Annotated in this window: 19 protein-coding genes; 9 read left to right on the plus strand and 10 right to left on the minus strand. The window is 36.7% G+C overall.

The annotated features are described in order from the left end of the window. Nucleotides 1-8: 8 nt before the first annotated feature. The gene (rpsU, locus tag RGQ13_RS03750; RefSeq protein ID WP_068544693.1) at nucleotides 9-224 is read right to left on the minus strand and encodes a 30S ribosomal protein S21; all 216 of its coding nucleotides are present in this window, start codon (nucleotides 222-224) and stop codon (nucleotides 9-11) included. 203 nt (nucleotides 225-427) lie between these two features. On the opposite strand from rpsU, the gene tsaD reads away from it, so the two are divergent. Continuing rightward, a complete protein-coding gene (gene tsaD, locus RGQ13_RS03755) occupies nucleotides 428-1,441 on the plus strand; it encodes a tRNA (adenosine(37)-N6)-threonylcarbamoyltransferase complex transferase subunit TsaD (protein WP_348392222.1) in 1,014 nt (337 codons plus the stop codon). A gap of 196 nt (nucleotides 1,442-1,637) precedes the next feature. Here the strand turns inward: tsaD and plsY are convergent, their stop codons facing one another. After that, nucleotides 1,638-2,222 carry a glycerol-3-phosphate 1-O-acyltransferase PlsY gene (gene plsY / locus RGQ13_RS03760; RefSeq protein ID WP_348393374.1) on the minus strand — a complete coding sequence of 195 codons (585 nt, stop codon included), beginning with the start codon at nucleotides 2,220-2,222 and terminating at the stop codon, nucleotides 1,638-1,640. 155 nt (nucleotides 2,223-2,377) lie between these two features. On the opposite strand from plsY, the gene folB reads away from it, so the two are divergent. Genes folB through RGQ13_RS03775 form a run of 3 tightly spaced genes read left to right on the plus strand, consistent with a single transcriptional unit; the run spans nucleotide 2,378 to nucleotide 4,071 of the window. Then, complete coding sequence (gene folB, locus RGQ13_RS03765; protein ID WP_348392223.1) at nucleotides 2,378-2,752, plus strand: dihydroneopterin aldolase; 375 nt, start codon at nucleotides 2,378-2,380, stop codon at nucleotides 2,750-2,752. Next, on the plus strand, nucleotides 2,752-3,243 hold the full coding sequence (folK, locus tag RGQ13_RS03770) for a 2-amino-4-hydroxy-6-hydroxymethyldihydropteridine diphosphokinase (protein ID WP_348392224.1): 492 nt from the start codon (nucleotides 2,752-2,754) through the stop codon (nucleotides 3,241-3,243). Before folB ends, folK begins: the two co-directional genes overlap by 1 nt. A gap of 30 nt (nucleotides 3,244-3,273) precedes the next feature. Then, complete coding sequence (locus RGQ13_RS03775) at nucleotides 3,274-4,071, plus strand: undecaprenyl-diphosphate phosphatase (protein WP_348392225.1); 798 nt, start codon at nucleotides 3,274-3,276, stop codon at nucleotides 4,069-4,071. A 178-nt stretch (nucleotides 4,072-4,249) separates the two neighbouring features. Here the strand turns inward: RGQ13_RS03775 and RGQ13_RS03780 are convergent, their stop codons facing one another. Then, nucleotides 4,250-5,476, minus strand: a complete 1,227-nt coding sequence (locus tag RGQ13_RS03780) for a multifunctional CCA addition/repair protein (protein ID WP_405054192.1) — start codon at nucleotides 5,474-5,476, stop codon at nucleotides 4,250-4,252. Between the two features lie 160 nt (nucleotides 5,477-5,636). Between RGQ13_RS03780 and RGQ13_RS03785 the strand changes: the two genes are divergently transcribed. Both RGQ13_RS03785 and RGQ13_RS03790 read left to right on the plus strand, forming a co-directional pair. Further along, the gene (locus RGQ13_RS03785; protein WP_348392227.1) at nucleotides 5,637-7,250 is read left to right on the plus strand and encodes an ExeA family protein; all 1,614 of its coding nucleotides are present in this window, start codon (nucleotides 5,637-5,639) and stop codon (nucleotides 7,248-7,250) included. Then, nucleotides 7,250-8,236: a general secretion pathway protein GspB gene (locus RGQ13_RS03790; protein ID WP_348392228.1), complete on the plus strand. Its 987-nt coding sequence runs from the start codon at nucleotides 7,250-7,252 to the stop codon at nucleotides 8,234-8,236. Before RGQ13_RS03785 ends, RGQ13_RS03790 begins: the two co-directional genes overlap by 1 nt. A 105-nt stretch (nucleotides 8,237-8,341) precedes the next feature. Here the strand turns inward: RGQ13_RS03790 and RGQ13_RS03795 are convergent, their stop codons facing one another. From RGQ13_RS03795 to RGQ13_RS03825, 7 genes are all read right to left on the minus strand, one after another. Beyond that, entirely contained in the window at nucleotides 8,342-9,127 is a 786-nt protein-coding gene (locus tag RGQ13_RS03795; RefSeq protein ID WP_348392229.1) for a glycosyltransferase family 2 protein, read from the minus strand. A gap of 85 nt (nucleotides 9,128-9,212) precedes the next feature. Beyond that, nucleotides 9,213-9,809, minus strand: coding sequence for a 3-isopropylmalate dehydratase small subunit (gene leuD, locus RGQ13_RS03800; protein ID WP_348392230.1), 597 nt, complete (start codon nucleotides 9,807-9,809; stop codon nucleotides 9,213-9,215). A 10-nt stretch (nucleotides 9,810-9,819) separates the two neighbouring features. Then, nucleotides 9,820-11,214, minus strand: a complete 1,395-nt coding sequence (gene leuC, locus RGQ13_RS03805; protein ID WP_348392231.1) for a 3-isopropylmalate dehydratase large subunit — start codon at nucleotides 11,212-11,214, stop codon at nucleotides 9,820-9,822. Nucleotide 11,215: 1 nt separating this feature from the next. Next, a complete protein-coding gene (gene leuB / locus RGQ13_RS03810) occupies nucleotides 11,216-12,304 on the minus strand; it encodes a 3-isopropylmalate dehydrogenase (protein ID WP_348392232.1) in 1,089 nt (362 codons plus the stop codon). A 4-nt stretch (nucleotides 12,305-12,308) separates the two neighbouring features. Further along, nucleotides 12,309-13,883, minus strand: a complete 1,575-nt coding sequence (gene leuA, locus RGQ13_RS03815) for a 2-isopropylmalate synthase (protein WP_348392233.1) — start codon at nucleotides 13,881-13,883, stop codon at nucleotides 12,309-12,311. 340 nt (nucleotides 13,884-14,223) lie between these two features. Continuing rightward, the gene (locus RGQ13_RS03820; RefSeq protein ID WP_348392234.1) at nucleotides 14,224-14,961 is read right to left on the minus strand and encodes a sulfotransferase family 2 domain-containing protein; all 738 of its coding nucleotides are present in this window, start codon (nucleotides 14,959-14,961) and stop codon (nucleotides 14,224-14,226) included. Between the two features lie 159 nt (nucleotides 14,962-15,120). After that, nucleotides 15,121-15,885, minus strand: coding sequence for a LicD family protein (locus RGQ13_RS03825; protein ID WP_348392235.1), 765 nt, complete (start codon nucleotides 15,883-15,885; stop codon nucleotides 15,121-15,123). 131 nt (nucleotides 15,886-16,016) lie between these two features. Here RGQ13_RS03825 and RGQ13_RS03830 point away from each other — a divergent pair, with 131 nt between their 5' ends. The 3 genes from RGQ13_RS03830 to RGQ13_RS03840 are packed head-to-tail and all read left to right on the plus strand — an operon-like array spanning nucleotide 16,017 to nucleotide 18,058. Further along, the gene (locus RGQ13_RS03830; RefSeq protein WP_348392236.1) at nucleotides 16,017-16,613 is read left to right on the plus strand and encodes a YrbL family protein; all 597 of its coding nucleotides are present in this window, start codon (nucleotides 16,017-16,019) and stop codon (nucleotides 16,611-16,613) included. A gap of 15 nt (nucleotides 16,614-16,628) precedes the next feature. Then, entirely contained in the window at nucleotides 16,629-17,027 is a 399-nt protein-coding gene (locus RGQ13_RS03835; RefSeq protein ID WP_348392237.1) for an adenylyltransferase/cytidyltransferase family protein, read from the plus strand. Further along, nucleotides 17,027-18,058 (plus strand): CDP-glycerol glycerophosphotransferase family protein, encoded by a 1,032-nt coding sequence (locus tag RGQ13_RS03840; protein WP_348392238.1) that lies wholly within the window; start codon nucleotides 17,027-17,029, stop codon nucleotides 18,056-18,058. Before RGQ13_RS03835 ends, RGQ13_RS03840 begins: the two co-directional genes overlap by 1 nt. The last annotated feature ends 12 nt before the right edge of the window (nucleotides 18,059-18,070 follow it).

Here is an 18,070-nt window from a genome sequence, read left to right on the forward strand (position 1 = left end):
CCTAAGATTTAGTATAAACGAACGCGACGAGCGTTTTCGCGAGAAACTTTTTTAGCGTGACGCTTAACAGCTGCTGCTTTCTTACGCTTACGTTCCCAAGTTGGTTTTTCGAAAGATTCGCGACGACGAACTTCAGAAAGGATACCTGCTTTTTCACATGAACGTTTAAAACGACGTAGTGCTACGTCAAACGGTTCGTTTTCTCTTACTTTAATTACTGGCATTTGTGCCCTCACCTCTAGTGAATACTGCGACGCTTGGAAATATTTAACCAAGCCGATTAAAATTGGTGCAGCATTTTAATCCGAACCTTGAGTAGATGTAAAGTTTTAAATGGCTTTTTTATTTAAAACGGTGGTTAAATTTTGATTTGAACGCTATGATCCGCATAATTTCCTTATTAATGTAATTTTTTGGTTAACACTTTATGCGAATTTTAGGTATAGAAACCTCATGTGATGAAACTGGCATTGCAATTTTTGATGATGAAAAGGGCATTTTAGCACATCGTCTTTATTCTCAAATTGCCGTGCATGCAGATTATGGTGGAGTAGTGCCTGAATTAGCCTCACGCGATCATGTAAGAAAAACTATTCCTTTAATAGAAGAAGCATTAAGTGAAGCCGGTTTAACACCACAAGATCTAGATGGCGTTGCTTATACTGCCGGTCCTGGTTTAGTTGGCGCATTATTAGTTGGCTGCTCTATCGGGCGATCTTTAGCTTATGGCTGGGATTTACCTGCTGTGCCTGTGCATCACATGGAAGGGCACTTGTTAGCACCCATGCTAGAAGATGATGTTCCTGAGTTTCCATTTGTTGCCCTTTTAGTTTCCGGCGGTCATACCATGTTAGTACGTGTTGATGGCATCGGTGAGTATGAGCTACTAGGCGAATCAGTGGATGATGCGGCCGGTGAAGCATTTGATAAAACGGCAAAACTTTTAGGCTTAGATTACCCCGGTGGTCCAGTGTTAGCTAAAATGGCAGAGCAGGGTACACCTGGCCGGTTTAATTTTCCACGACCAATGACTAATAAGCCGGGTTTAAATTTTAGTTTTTCAGGACTTAAAACGGCTGCTAGCCTAACCATTCGTGCAGAGGATGATAGCGATCAAACTAAAGCTGACATAGCTTATGCTTTTCAAGAAGCTGTAATTGATACCTTAGCGATTAAATGTAAACGAGCATTGAAACAATGTGGTTTAAAACGCTTAGTTATTGCAGGTGGTGTAAGTGCTAATACTTCATTGCGTGAGCAGTTAGCTGTATTAACTAATAAGCTTGGTGGCCAAGTTTACTATCCTCGCCCTGAGTATTGTACTGATAACGGAGCAATGATTGCTTATGCGGGAATGCAACGTTTAAAGTCTGGAGTTACTTCTGATTTAACTTTTAAAGCAAATCCGCGCTGGCCGTTAGATACCTTGCCGCCTGTATGAGCATAATACCAAGTTAGTAAAAATACACCGTCATTCCGTGATGTTGTTGCACGGAACCTCCATGCTTGACAGTGAGCAGCCGCAACGGGATGACGTAGTTAATTGTTTCAGATATTGGTTGGTCTGAACTTGGTTGGTCTGAATTTATTCGGACGTTATTCTCGAAGAGCGGACGTAATCCCCGAAGGGGAATCATTCAGCTGGATAGTTTATCTTCGGTGCCTTTTATTAATCGTACTATATTGCTGTGATGTTTAATTAATATTAAAATTGAAAGCATCGTTACTGAGTTGGTATACAAAGGTTTTAATACCCAAGTATAAAGAGGAGCTAATGAAACGGTTACTATTGCTGCTAGTGATGAATACCTAGTGGTTTTAGCGACAAATACCCACGTAACTATTAATGCTAAAGCAAATCCCCAACTTATTGGTGCTAACGCCCCAAAAGCAGTAGCTACTGCTTTACCGCCTTTAAAATTAAAAAATATTGGATGCATATGTCCTAAGCAAGCTGAAATAGCAATAAAACCTAGATATATAGGTTCTACTCCTAGTTTGAATGCACCATAAACAGGAATTGCTCCTTTTAACACATCAAAAATTAATACTGCTAAAGCGGTTGGCTTGTCACTCATTCTTAAAACATTAGTTGCACCAGGGTTTTTAGAGCCTTGAGTTCGAGGGTCGGGTAACCCTCTTAATTTGCAAATTAAAATAGCGCTGGAAATTGAACCGAAAAAATAAGCCGCAATGAATATACAAAGTGCTAAAAATAACATCATAATTGCTCCTTATTTATAAAATTATATGGTTAAAAAATCGTCATCTGCTTTATTCTGCCATTCTAACAATCTATTTAGTAGTTTTTCTACCGTACAATGAGGTAAAATTTAGACTTATTTGTTTTAATATAAAAATTTCGGTGATTTTTAGTATGGATATAGTGTTTATTGAAGGTTTGCAAGTACAAACTACCATTGGTTATTACGAATGGGAAAAGAAGATCAAGCAACTTTTAGTGTTTGATTTGCAAATGGGCACTGATATAAGAAAAGCCGCTGAAGGTGATGAGTTAGCAAAAACCTTAGATTATGCTGAGATCTCGACATTAATTGATAAATTCGCTAATGCCAATGCAGTTGATCTAATTGAAACATTAGCGGAACGTTTAGCTACTCATTTAATGACAGAGTACGGCATTAAGTGGTTAAGGTTAAAGATATCTAAACCAACAGCGGTTAAAGAGGCTAGTGCCGTGGGTGTTATTATTGAGCGTGGCAGTAGATCAAGTAATGGTTGTTGTGCGTAATGGCTGTTGTTTATATTTCAATTGGCAGTAATATTGACCGCGATGCACAAATTGTTATTGCTGTTAATTCCTTGAAAGCTGAATTTGATCAAGTAGAATTATCGTCAGTATATGAATGTGCACCTGTTGGTTTTATCGGCGATAATTTTTACAATTTGGTTGCTAAAGTTGAAACCGATAATTCACCAGCTGATATTGGCGAGTTGTTAAAGCAACTAGAAAAACAACAAGGCAGAGTCGACTTTTCTAAAAAATTTAGTGCGCGAAAAATGGATTTGGATATTTTACTTTATGATGATTTGATCATGGACAGTCCTGTGCAAATCCCGCGAGACGAAATACCTAAAAATGCTTATGTATTAGAGCCTCTTGCTGAATTAGCTCCTAATATAACCCATCCGGTATTAAAAATTACTTATCAAGAAATGTGGAAAAGCTTTAATAAGAGTCTACAGTTTTTAAAAAAAGTACCATTTAAATGGCCGGCTTAAATGAAGGTCATCAAGAAATAGAGCAATAAAATGTCAACGATAGAAATTATTATCTTAGCGTTAATTCAAGGCTTAACTGAATTTTTACCAATCTCGAGCTCGGCTCACTTAATTTTACCTTCACAATTACTGGGTTGGGCTGACCAAGGATTAGCGTTTGATGTTGCTGTACATGTAGGTACATTACTTGCCGTTATTCTTTATTTTCGCAAAGATGTTAGCGCAATGTTTTTTGCTTGGACCAACTCTATCGTTAAAAAAGAACATAATGGTGAAAGTGCATTAGCCTGGTGGATTCTATTTGCGACTATCCCTGCAGGCTTGTTTGGGCTATTTGGTAAAGATTTTATTGAAGATCATTTGCGCTCAGCAGCCGTGATTGCAATTACTACAATAGTTTTTGGTTTATTACTTGGTTATGTAGATATTAAAGGTAAGCAAACCAAAGAAATTAAAAGCTTAGGAATAAAAGGGGCAATGTACATAGGCTTAGCTCAAGCGGTAGCCTTAATTCCAGGAACATCTCGCTCAGGTATCACAATGACTATGGGGTTGATGTTAGGTTTAACTCGAGATGCTGCTGCTCGATTTTCATTTTTATTATCAATTCCAGCTATTGCAATGGCAGGTAGCTATTTAACCTTGAAATTAGTACTAGAAGCTAACGGTGTTGATTGGCAAGCAATTGCTTTTGGATCGGTAGTTGCGTTTTTTAGTGCTTACGCCTGTATTCATTATTTCTTAATTTTATTGGATAAGCTTGGCATGATGCCATTTGTGATTTATCGATTGCTACTAGGTGCGTTTTTGATTTGGTTTGTTATTTAAAAACGAGAAACGAGAAACTAGTCGATAAATAAACACAGTCTAGTCATCCCAGGCTACGTCATGCCCGACTTGTTCGGGTATCCATTATGGATTCCCGTCTCGGCTCTGGCATCCTGCTTCGCACTACCTTCTCCATCCGTGGAGTCGTTCACGGGAATGGCAGCGTCATCGTTTCAGTTTACATCTTCTGCTTCTTCACTAATGTAATTGCCTCTACTTTGGCTTTATCAATGGCATCTTTAATGTCTTTACCCTTTAATCCTTGTTCAACAAACTGTTTAGGGCTTATTTGTTTGCAGGCTTTAAATGTTTCTCGTAAGTAGTTTGCTTGCGGATAATCTGAATTTTCTTGTCCTAACCGGCCAGAGCTGTCTGCTTCACAACTCAATAAAAAGAGTTCAAAATCATCAGGCTTTCGCCAAACATCAAGCTTATTGAACATAGCTAAAATTGTATCTGGTCTAAGCTCAAACGCTCTATGACAATGCAAATGGTATTCACATACTATTAAACTTATTCGTTTAACCTGATTGGGTACTTTTAGTTTTCTACATATATTTTCAACTAAGGGTAAACCAGATTTTTCATGCCCATGATGAGTTGGCCATTTTGATTGTGGCGTCAATCCTTTGCCTAAATCATGAGTAAGCGCCGCAAACCGCACGCCTATATCTTGGCTCAATTTAACGGCTTGTTGTAAAACCATTAACGTATGAATGCCAGTATCTATTTCACCATGATGGGCCTCTGGGTTTGGTATACCCCAAAGTTTATCCAAGTCAGGCCAAAGTGCTTTTAAAGCCCCTGTTTTACGAAGGACTTCAATGAATACTTCTGGATTATCTTCGCCCAAACTGCGAGAAAATTCCTTCCAGACTCTGTCAGCTGTTAAGTTTTCAAGTTCACCTTCAACAACCATTTCTTGCATTAACGTAATGGTTTCGTCGGCAACGGTAAAGCCAAGGTAGTGATACCTTGCGGCGAAACGAGCTACTCGCAAGACTCTAAGTGGATCTTCTGAAAATGCGGTTGAAACATGGCGAAGGAGCTTTGATTTTAGATCTTGTTGGCCATTAAAAGGGTCAATGATTTTGCCGCTATTATCTAGCGCCATTGCGTTTACGGTGAGGTCTCTTCGTCGTAAATCTTCTTCAATGGTAACATCTGGCTGGGCATAACAGACAAAGCCCGTATAGCCTTTTCCTTGTTTGCGTTCAGTACGGGCAAGGGCATATTCTTCTTTCGTTTCAGGGTGTAAAAAAACAGGAAAATCTTTACCAACCTGCATAAATCCAAGGGATAACATTTTGTCTACACTTGCGCCAACGACTAAGTAATCGCGTTCAACAATCTTTCTGCCGAGTAGTTGATCTCGTACCGCACCACCGACTAGGTAGGTATCCAATGTAGATGTGTTTTCTTGATTCATTTTTAAATAAAAACAGCCATTTGTTTATAGTTTGTAAGTTTATCGTATAAACTGGTGTTTAAACAGCGTCTAATTTTGACTTATGCATATACACAAGGTAATTTCTTTAGTGTGTTCATTAAAATAGTTTTTCTTTATGTATAACGGCTACACAGGTTATTTTGGCCTGAACGATATCCCATTCTCAATTGCTCCTAATCCACATTATTTATTTATGAGTGGCCGTCACCAAGAAGCACTTACTCATTTAACCTATGGGTTAGGTGACGCTGGTGGTTTTGTTTTGCTAACTGGCGAAGTAGGTACTGGCAAAACAACCGTATCAAAATGCTTATTAGAACAGCTTCCTGAAAATACCCAAGCAGCATTTATTTTAAACCCTACATTGTCAGCTAAAGAATTATTGGCAACTGTCTGTGATGAGTTATCGATAGACTACGATAGTGGTAATGCTACATTGAAAACATTTACTGATATTATTTTACAGCAGCTACTTAATAATCATCAGCAAGGTAAAAATACGTTATTAATAATCGATGAAGCTCAGCACTTACAACCTGAAGTATTAGAACAATTAAGATTACTAACAAACCTAGAAACTCATACTAAAAAATTATTACAAGTTATTCTAATTGGGCAACCTGAATTACAAGAACTTTTAAAACGTCGAGATTTACGACAACTTGCGCAACGTATTACCGCTAGATATCATTTATTACCGTTGAACCAAAAAGAAGTTTCTCTATATATTAAGCACAGATTAAGTATTGCAGGATGTACTAATCCACTTTTTAAACCGTCAGCCATAGCGCTAATTCATAAAATAACAGGCGGAGTCCCTCGGTTAGTTAACTTGATATGTGATCGGGCATTATTAGGTGCGTATTCACAAGAAAAACAACAAGTTGATAAGTCTATAGTCAAGCAATCGGCAAAAGAAACCTTAGGTTTAGATACAAAAACATTAAGTTTTTGGCATAAACCGATGGTGAAGAATCTATTGGTAACAGCTTCTATGGTGATTTTTGCGTTTACAGGGTTTAGTGTCGCTAAGCAGCAAAGTGATAATATTGCACAAGTGCAATTGGCTCATCAACAAAGTATTGAATTAAATAATCAAAAAACCATAGAAAAACAGTTAAATTCTATTGAGAATACTCTAATTAATACTAGCCGAAACCTTGATGACGCATTTGCGCATTTATTTTATAACTGGCAAATTCAAACGTTTAACCAAGAGAGTAGCTCGGCCCCTAATGGGACTACTGCTTGTGAACGTGCATTAACCTATGAGTTGCAATGTTATTGGTATCAAGGCGAATTAAAGCGTTTATTAACTCTTGGTTATCCGGCAACATTACAGTTGTTTGATGAAAACGGTGATGCTTATTATGCCACTGTCACCCAACAGCAAAATGACAAAGTTTTGCTTAAATTTAATAAAAACTCTAAATGGTTGAGCACAGCTTTTATTGAACGGCATTATCAAGGAAGCGCTGTTCTACTTTGGCGCAGTCCACAAGGTTTTATTGACCGTATAGATGAAAGTAGTGAAATACACTTAGTGCAATGGTTAGAAGGTAAACTGAGTATTCAGCAGCAGCGCCCTACAAGACATATTAAACAGTTTGATGCTTTACTTACTAACCAATTAGGGCAGTTTCAACAAACCCGTGGTTTAGCGGTTAACAACTTAGCTGATACCGAAACGGTTATGGCCTTGCTTACAAATGCAAAGGAGAGTAATTAATGTCTTATTTACTCGATGCACTTAAAAAGGCAACCTCTGTCAATTCAACCGAACCTAAATTGAATAACGATGATTTACATAAACAGCTAACCTCAAGCGATTCAGAACAACCTAGTGGCAAAAATTTACCTAAAGCTTTAGCGAGTTATGCATTACTAGCTTTCGCTTTTGCTATTGGAGGCTTTGTGCTTGGTGATGGGGCAGAAATTATTGTGAATTATCAAAATGACTCAAACGTCAATAAAATTGAAACGGCAAAACCGATACCTGATGAAACTTTGATCCCTTTTTATGGCGCTACACATGATAGTGCAAAATATTTCGCTACGCCTAATGAATATAATCAGCAATTAATATCGTTGAAAACAGCACAAGCAGAGCAGCTAAAAAAAGAAATTCTTGCTCAACAAAAAGCTGATGAAAAAGCCAAGAAGCAATTAATGGAACAACAAATTCAAAGTTTGCTTAGTCAACAAAACATCCAACAAGCAATCGTTGCTAATAAAGCGACTAAAACACCAACTGAAAAAGTGTCATCTACTAATGCAAATGGCCCAGTGAAGCTTAGCCTTAATAGAGATGAACTTGGCGATGTATCTCCTGAGCTGTTAAAAGCATTTGAAAACGCAATAGATGATACTAATAACTCTTCAGTTAATGACGTTGTAGAAGAGCCCGAGATCGATTTAAGCAAGCACTTTGCTGAACCAGAGATTGAAGTTGATTTGCGCAATCGCCAATTGATACCAGCGAAACCATTAGCACAGATGCCACAATGGTTACAAAATGAAGTACCAAGTTTGCACTTCTCATTGCATATGTATACATCAGAAGTTGCGAGTAGCTGGGTAAGGCTAAATGGCCAAGATTATTATACGGGTGGAATGACTAAAGATGGTGTAATCATTGAAGAAATACAGCCGCAAACGGTTATTTTGCAATTCCAAGGGCAGCGTTTTAGTTTAAAAGCTTTGTCGAGTTGGTGATGTTTAAGTCTTTTTTACTCATTATTCCATAACTTTATTAAGGCTCTAGTACTTTTCTAGAACTTAATAAAAAAGGGTGCCTTTTGCACCCTTACTCAGAAAGGCTTACTTATTAACAGTATTCTTGATTTTTTCAGATTGTTCTAAATACCATAAACCGGCATATTTATTAAAAGACGATTGAGAAAACACTATCGCCATCATTAATCCTCTACTTCCATCTAAAAATCCTAATCTGAATATATAAATTAACAAGAATGTATACAGGGCTCTAAACACCGCAAGAGGTATACCATAGCTTGGTTTTTTATTATTAAAGTATTTTACTGACGTTTCCCAAGAGTATAGGCGCATTTTAGTCATTAAATGATCGAAGCCTCTTAATGAGTTATGCATTAAAAAACCTTTTTTTAAAACACCAACCTTCCCTTTAGTAGGGACTGAGCCGTGAACTTTTACTTTTGTATAAGCAGCGCCTTCTCTTAAGAATAAGCGTTTAATCGCACGAGATGAACGTCCATATTTAAGTTGTTTGTTGAGAATTACGTTACCCCACGCTAACTTAAAAGCTTGTTCTTTAATTGTTTCTTGAGATAAAACAGCTCTTATCTCATCTTTCATATTTTCATCAAGCCATTCATCGGCATCGATATTTAATACCCATTCGCATTGTGCTTTCTCAAGAGCTCTTTGCTTTTGAAAACCATCGCCTGGCCAGTCTTCGGTTATCCAAACCTTATCCGTGTATTTCCTTACAATTTCAACTGTTTTATCTGTACTACTCGAATCAAAAACAATAATTTCATCAGCAAAATCTTTAACTGATTCTAAACAGGGGGTGATTCGATCTTCTTCATCTTTTGATATTATAATTACAGATAAAGTTCGCATTATTTTTTACCACAAATAAAATTAAAAACTCATAAATAGTCTAATAGTTTATGAGTCGATAATCAAAGCATAATTAATGCTTAGTCTATTGCCAAGCGGGAAGTTTATCTTCAAAGCTATTAATTTTATCGGCAATTTCTAATGTCCAACCAACAGCATCGACACCATTTTCTAAACAGTATTTTTGAAATTCAGTAAGCGTAAATGGATATTGTTTGTCACCATTAGTTACAACCATTTTTACAATATCTACTGTCAGTTCTAATTGACCTTGAGCTGCTTGATTAAATAAATCATCAATAACTGATTCTTCTAATACAACCGGTAACATGCCTATATTTATGCAATTACCATAAAATATGTCAGCAAAGCTTGATGCCATAACCACTTGAAAACCAAATTCCTGAATAGCCCAAGGTGCATGCTCACGACTTGAGCCACAACCAAAGTTTTCACGCGCGAGTAAAATACTTACGCCTTGATATTCAGGTTTATTTAAAATAAAACTTGGATCAGGCTGTAAACCATCATCATCTAAAAAGCGCCAGTCGTGGAATAAATGCTGGGCAAAACCAGTGCGAGTTGTTTTTTGTAAAAACTGCTTTGGTATTATTTGGTCGGTATCTATGTTGGCGCGATCAAAAGGGACAACAGTACCTGTATGTTGGTTAAATTTTTCCATGAGTTTCTCCTTATGCGTTCACGTCAGTAAAATGACCAGCTATTGCTGCGGCTGCTGCCATTGCTGGGCTTACTAAATGAGTCCTGCTTCCACGGCCTTGTCTACCTTCAAAATTACGATTACTGGTTGAGGCACAGCGATCACCTTCTTTTAATTTGTCATCGTTCATACCTAAACACATTGAACAACCGGGTAAGCGCCATTCAAAACCAGCCTCGGTAAAGATTGCAGCTAAACCTTCAGCTTCAGCTTGCTCTCTTACTCGGTAAGAGCCAGGAACAACAATAGCAGTAACTGAGTTAGAAACTTTTTTACCTTTAACAACTGATGCAGCCACACGTAAGTCTTCAATACGAGAGTTAGTACATGAACCGATAAATACGTTGTTTATTTCAATATCAGAGATTTTAGTGCCAGGGGCTAAATCCATGTATTTAAGGGCGTTGACACAAGATTCACGTTCTACCGGATCGCTGAAATCTTCAGGTGCTGGTACTACTGAATCGATACTTATTACTTGTCCAGGGTTTGTACCCCAAGTAACTTGAGGTTTAATTTCTGTTGCATCAATAACTACGGTTGTATCAAACTGAGCAGTGCTATCTGTTTGCAATGTTTTCCAATCAGCTATGGCTTGCTCAAAAATTTCACCTTGCGGAGCATTTTCTTTATCTTTTAAGTAATCAAATGTTGTTTGATCTGGGGCAATAATGCCTGCCTTAGCACCAAATTCGATACTCATATTACACACAGTCATACGCTCTTCCATGGTTAAATTACGGATAGCTTGACCGGTATATTCAATTACATAGCCAGTAGCACCAGAGTGACCAACTTTGCCAATAATCGCTAAAATAATATCTTTCGCGCTGATGCCAATATTAGCTTTCCCTTCAACTGATATATTCATGGTTTTAGCTTTATTTTGGCGCAATGTTTGTGTTGCTAATACATGTTCAACTTCAGACGTACCAATACCAAATGCTAGTGCGCCAAATGCGCCATGAGTGGCAGTATGAGAATCGCCACATACAATTGTTTGACCCGGCAAGGTAAAACCAAGCTCAGGTCCCATAACATGAACAATACCCTGATTTTTATGGCCCATACCGTATAATTTAACGCCAAAATCGTCACAATTTTGTTCAAGAGTTTTTAATTGATTTGCGCCATTTGCTCCTGCAGCATCGATATCACACTTTTTAGTTGAGATATTATGATCCATCGTCGCGATAGTACGATTAGGGCTATGAACGGGGCGATCATGAAACTTCAAATTCGCAAATGCTTGTGGTGAAGTAACTTCATGCACAAGGTGGCGATCAATAAAAATCAATGGCGTTTCACCTGATTTATCTTCTACTAAGTGTCGTTGCCATAATTTTTCATATAAAGTGGAAGACATGTTACATTTCCTTAATTTTTTGACAAATATAATCACCAACTTCGCTGGTGGTTTTTGCGTTACTTCTTTGCTCTGCGGCCAATAAGTCGCCAGTTAGCATGCCGTCATCTAAAGCACTGGCGACAGCGTCTTCAATTGCTTTTGCTGCATTATCTTTATTCAAGCTATAACGAAGCATTAATGCCGCTGATAAAATTTGAGCTATTGGGTTGGCAATACCAAGGCCTGCGATATCTGGCGCTGAACCACCTGCCGGCTCGTACATACCAAAACCTGATTCATTTAAGCTAGCTGAAGGTAACATGCCCATAGAGCCAGTGATCATTGCACAAATATCAGAAAGGATATCACCGAATAGATTAGGACATAAAAGTACATCAAATTGGTTTGGATCGCGTACCAATTGCATTGCTGCGTTATCAACATACATATGCTCGAAGCTAACGTCAGGATATTCAACGGCAACTTCCTCAACAACTTGGCGCCACAATTGACTGGTTGCAAGAACATTGGCTTTATCTACAGAGGTAACCTTGTTATCACGCTTTTGCGCAGCTTGAAAAGCAAGATGAGCAATACGTTTAATTTCACGGCGGGAATAAAACATTGAGTCAAAACCTGTTTCTTCTTCGCCTTCACCTTTACGGCCTTTTGGCTCGCCAAAGTAAATGTCACCAGTTAGTTCGCGAATCACCAATACGTCAAAGCCTTGCTCAGAAATATCGCTACGTAATGTCGATAGTGAAGACATTGCCGGTTGTAATTGCGCTGGGCGCATATTACAGAACAAACCAAACTTTCCACGTAAGCCTAATAATGCACAACGTTCAGGCTGCTCAGTAGGTGGTAAGTTAGACCATTTAGGGCCGCCAACAGAGCCAAACAATATAGCATCAGCCTGTTCACAACCTTGCATTGTTTCATCAGGTAAAGCGTTACCATGTAGGTCAATGGCAGCGCCACCGACATCATATTCTTTCGTGCTAATTTCAAAATCAAACTTTTCAGCAACAGCGTTTAATACTTTTACTGCTTCAACCATTACTTCTGGGCCAATACCGTCGCCGGCTAATACTGCTATGTTCGCCATTACTTTAAATTCCTTGAATTTTTTTGTCTAAATTTGTGTTCGCTGCTTGTTGCTTTAGTTGAGCAACTTTTTGCGCTCTCTGAATACTGTTTAGCGCATTAATTAATGCTTTACCTGATGCTTCAATTACATCTGTTTCGATGCCATAACCATGAAAGTTTCTGCCCTGCCAACTTACCACTAAATCGGTTTGGCCAAGGCCATCTTCACCTTCACCTTTGTTTGATATCTTGTAATCAGTAACTTCAAAATCTATATCTACTGCTTGTTTAATTGCTCGATAAAGCGCATCAACTGGGCCATTACCTGTAGCAGACTGAATTTGTACATCATCACCACAAGCAAGTTTAATACTCGCAGTAGAAAATTCACCACTACCAGAATGTACACTTAAATACTCAATACGAAAGCTATCGGCATCGGCTTGTTGTTGATTCTTAAATAACAACGCTTCTAAATCGTCATCAAATACTTGGCCTTTCTTATCGGCTAAAGTTAAAAAGTCTTGGTATAACTCTTCTAGATTGAAATCACTTTCTTGGTAACCCAACTCGCCCATACGATGCTTAATTACATGACGACCACTGCGAGAAGTTAGGTTTAATTTTGTTTTACTAATACCGACACTTTCAGGTGTCATAATTTCATAGGTATTTGCGCTTTTTAACATACCATCTTGATGGATTCCGGATGAATGACTAAAGGCATTTGCACCAACAATTGCTTTATTGGCTTGTACTGGCATATTACATATTTGGCTAACCATTTTTGACGTACGGGCAATCTCTTTATGATTAATGTTAGTGGTTAGCCCTAAAATGTCAGCACGGGTTTTCATTATCATTGCCACTTCTTCTAATGAACAGTTACCTGCACGCTCACCAATACCGTTTACGGTACATTCAATTTGACGGGCGCCAGCATTAACCGCCGCAATTGAATTAGCAACACTTAAACCAAGATCGTTATGACAATGCACAGAGATAACCGCTTGGTCGATGTTTGGCACACGATTAAATAAATCGGTAATAATACCGCCAAACTCATGGGGAAGGGTATAGCCTACAGTGTCGGGTATATTGATTGTGGTAGCACCTGCTTTTATTGCAGACTCTACCATGCGACATAAATTATCTTTAGGAGTACGGCCAGCATCTTCACAAGAAAACTCAACATCGTCAGTAAATTTTCGAGCAAATTTAACCGCATCTACCGCCATATTTAATACATCATCAAAGCCACGTTTTAACTTTTGTTCAACGTGTACATCTGAAGTTGAAATAAAGGTGTGGATACGAAATGCTTCGGCAACGTTCATTGCATCGGCACAAGACTGAATATCACCCTTTACCGCTCGAGATAAACCACAAACGCGGCTTGTTTTTAATGTACGAGCAATAGTTTGTACTGACTCAAAGTCGCCTGGTGACGAAACTGGAAAACCAACTTCCATAATATCAACACCGAGGCGTTCAATGGCTAGGGCAATTTGTAATTTTTCATGCACAGATAAACTGGCAATTAATGCCTGTTCACCATCTCGTAATGTGGTATCGAAAATAGTTACATTGTTATTCATCGTTTTGGCCTTTATTTAAGCTAATTCATGCTTTGTGTTGATATTGTTTTTTCTAACTATTGATCACATTCAAGTAACAAATCTATTTCCATCCATGGTGATTTGCATTCCTTCTTCCTTGAAGTAAAAAAAAACCCGCAATGTGATTTGCGGGTTTTTGTTATTCGATTAATTTATTTTAAACAATAGAAAAACGCCCGCTATTTGAATCTAGCAGGAGGTTAAGTAAAATGCGTTGTTTAAAATATTTATTCATTTTATTGAATTTTTATTCGTTAGAGTAATTATCCTAACAATAAGATTTTTGAATTCCACTGTCAATAGCTAGTTTATAAAAAACTTAATAATTAAACTTGTCATAATCTTCTTTATATCTTTTTAATACTTTTTCTTTTAATTTACTGTCTATTTCACGAGTCGGTTTACTTTTGGACTCATTTTCTTGTTTCATTTCAATATTGAACCCTTTGCTATTTAAATCTTCAAACAGTTGATTTATTTTTTCTAGCTTATAAATTTTTGGATTGCAATTATGATGCTTATAAATCCAAAAGTTCTGAGGGACAATATGAACATTTAGCATTCTATTTGGTATGTTTTTGATTGTATCGATCAGCTCTAATGCAGACATATCAAGCTTAAATATCCCGTTTAAATGCTTTTTGAATTCGAAACCTTGTTTAGAGATTTTAGAATGATCTTTAAATTTGTTATAATGTGCAGATATAAATCTGTCGGTTGGCTCTCGAACAACTGAAAATAAGAAGTATTCATTCCATTTATTATCCCATTTTTTACGAGAGTAATGCTTAAGGGATTTCTTTCCATGAACTAAATAAGGATTGCTAGGATCATTGAATTCAGATTCAGGGATACCTTCAGCCCTAAGAATCATTTGTTTTATTGACGTATTTCCTGCTTTAGCTACTGGCACATAAACTAATTTCAATTTGTCAGATACGAAATACTGCTTGCCGTGAATGCTTGAACGAAGATGTAGAAATGTAGCAACTTCTCTGAAACGGTAATTGAATGGAGACCATCGATTGAAAAAGTTTATAGCGTGTCTGATGAACATATACTGACTCTTGTAATAATTAAATATATTTTAGGCTGCATCTTTGTAATAGAGGCGGCGTACAATTATAAAGCCGTTTTAAATTAAGCGTAATATATATTATTTAAAATTTGGTGGCTAATTTTAAGTACTACCAAAATTAAACGTTTTAATTGTCATCTAAGTGGGCTTGTCTACATTAAATTTAAGTTCAATTACATCATGAAGTCTTCTTTCATGTTCTTCGGGTATCCTCATATAGTCACCATATTTATTTTCTAAATAATGTTCAATATTATTGGGGACACATATTTGAATGTCCTCAAAAGGCAATGTTTGAATTGGATAAAGGTTCTCAAAATCAAAACTGTCATTAGCTTGAATTGAAACAAATTTGTTTGTATTAGCGGATGTGTTGCGCTTAATTAATGATTCTAATTGAGCGAATGCTTGGGTCGGATTGATAAATCCATACGCCATCCAATACAACCATTTTTTAGGTGAGTTTTTTACCAGTCTCCTAAATTTGTTTTCTTGTTTGTTGACCTTTTCACTTATTTTATCATTTAAGTTAATTTGATCAAGCGGGAAAATGTCTATAAAAATACCCTGATGCATATCTTGATTTTTAAATCTTCTTTCAACAAACTTAGTGTTATCCAGGCGCACTTTACTGAAATATAACGGATAGTGTTTATCGGTATTATAGTTTTGGATAAACAAATTATCCGGTAATTCATTTTGTAGAGTTAAAAAGGTGTCGTAATCTTTTCGTGGCATGGCAATATCTATATCATCATCCCATGGTATAAACGCATTGTGACGAAAAGCGCCCAGTGCAGTACCTCCTACTGCGATGTAGTTAAGACCATACTTTTCAATAACGCTAATTACTTCTTTTAAAATTGAAAGTTGAAATTGTTGGATTTTTTTTATATCAGACAAAATTTAGGTTCTTCTAAAGTTTATGCATTAGTAGTGAGTTTACCCTTAATTATATTTGTAAAAAAGTTATAATTAAATTTGATAGGATATAATCATATCTTAATACATTAAAACAAGTTAAAGGATGCGTGTTGATTGAACTTGATAATACATTATTGGTTGGGAAGGGCGCTTTTCGAGAATGTTACCGCCACCCAGACAATAACGGCTTGTGTGTAAAAGTATTATTCCGACAGGATATTTACCAAAAAGCAATAAGAAGAGAAATTGAATATTACGAGCGTTTAATAAAACGAAACGTCGATTTTTCTATGCTGTCCCGTTATTACTCGGCAACTGAAACAAATATTGGTCGAGCACATGTATACGAACTCATCTGTGATTCAGATGGACAAGTTTCACAGTCTTTAGAATATTATTTACAGTCTGAAGAGTTATCAAAAAAGTATTTTGAAATAATTTTAATGTGTTTGAAAAACCTAAAAGAATATTTAATCAAACAGAAAATTTTGACTCTAACCTTATACCCAAGAAACTTAGTTTTGCAATTAGTTGATGAACCAAAATTGGTTATAATTGATGATATTGGCAATACTGAATTTATTAGGTTTTCTGAATTTATTTCATACTTAGCTATTAAAAAAGTAAATCGTAAATGGGGACGTTTTGTTGAATTTCTACAAATAAACTATCCTAACAACCCATTAATTGACAAAATTGAAGACTAATTTAAAAGGGCACTTATGCGAATTATAACTTTTGGTACTTTTGATGTGTTTCATGTTGGTCATGTCAATATTCTTGAGCGTGCGAAATTGCATGGAAGCCATCTTATTGTTGGTGTTTCATCTGATGCATTAAACATGTCTAAAAAACAGCGTTACCCTGTTTATACTGAAAACGACAGAACACATATCATCCGCTCTTTACGTTGTGTTGATGAGGTGTTTTTGGAAGAGTCACTTGAATTAAAAGCAGAATATATTAAACATTATAATGCTGACATTTTGATTATGGGCGATGATTGGGAAGGTAAGTTTGATCATCTAAAAGACATATGTGAAGTAGTTTATTTACCAAGAACACCATCAGTGTCGACTACTGAGATCATTGAAATTGTTAAAACTCATAGAGTTAGCTAATGTTGGATTATAAGTTTCTATTTTATATAGAACAGAACTACTCTTTTGAAATATTACGCCCGTTACAAAGTGTTATGAAAGCTCATGGCTATTCTGTTGCATGGTTGGCTATTGGTAATGAAGTAAATATAAACTTATTTCATGCTGACGAAGAGGTGCTTAATGATATTCAATCTGCAATTGAATTTCAGCCCGATGCCTGTTTTGTTCCAGGGAATATAATTCCTAATTTCATCTCGGGTTTAAAGGTGCAAGTTTTTCATGGTCTGGAATGGAAGAAGAAAGGTCACTTTGTGATTCGTGGCTGTTTTGATTTGTATTGTACTCATGGACCTGCGACTACTGAAAGATTTAACCAGTTAGCGAATGAACACGGTTATTTTGATGTGGTTGAAACAGGTTGGCCAAAACTTGATCCTTTATTTACTACTGAGCCGTTTAAGCTTGATGTAAAAAATAAGCCGGTAATTTTATTCGCTCCGACATTTTCACCAAAACTTACTTGTGCTGGTGTTTTATTTGAACAAATAAAAAACTTAGTGAATAAACAAGACTGGCTTTGGCTTGCAAAATTTCATCCTAAAATGAACCCTGAACTAGTGCAATTATATCAAAGCATCGAATCTGATAATTTTAAAGTCATTGATACGTCTGATATAGCCTCTTTATTGCAAGTAGCAGAAGTTATGGTTTCGGATACTTCATCAGTAATTGGTGAATTTGCATTATTGAACAAACCTATTGTTAGCTTTAAAAACTCTGAACCAGGTAACTACCTGATTGATATTGATGATCCTGTGTTATTAGAGGGTTCTATTGTAAATGCATTAACGCCTGCAGACGATCTTAAAGGTTATATTGCTGATTACGCAAGAGAACTTCATCCTTTAATCGATGGGTTAGCATCTGAGCGGATATTAGCTGATGTTGTAGATAAATTGAATCATGGTATTCAAGCCAAACGGGACAAGCCACTGAACTTGTTTAGAAATTTAAAACTTCGAAAGCAATTACATTATTGGAAATGTTAATTAGGAATTATT

Source organism: Thalassotalea psychrophila (assembly GCF_031583595.1).
In the GTDB taxonomy this organism is placed as follows: Bacteria; Pseudomonadota; Gammaproteobacteria; order Enterobacterales; family Alteromonadaceae; genus Thalassotalea_A; species Thalassotalea_A psychrophila.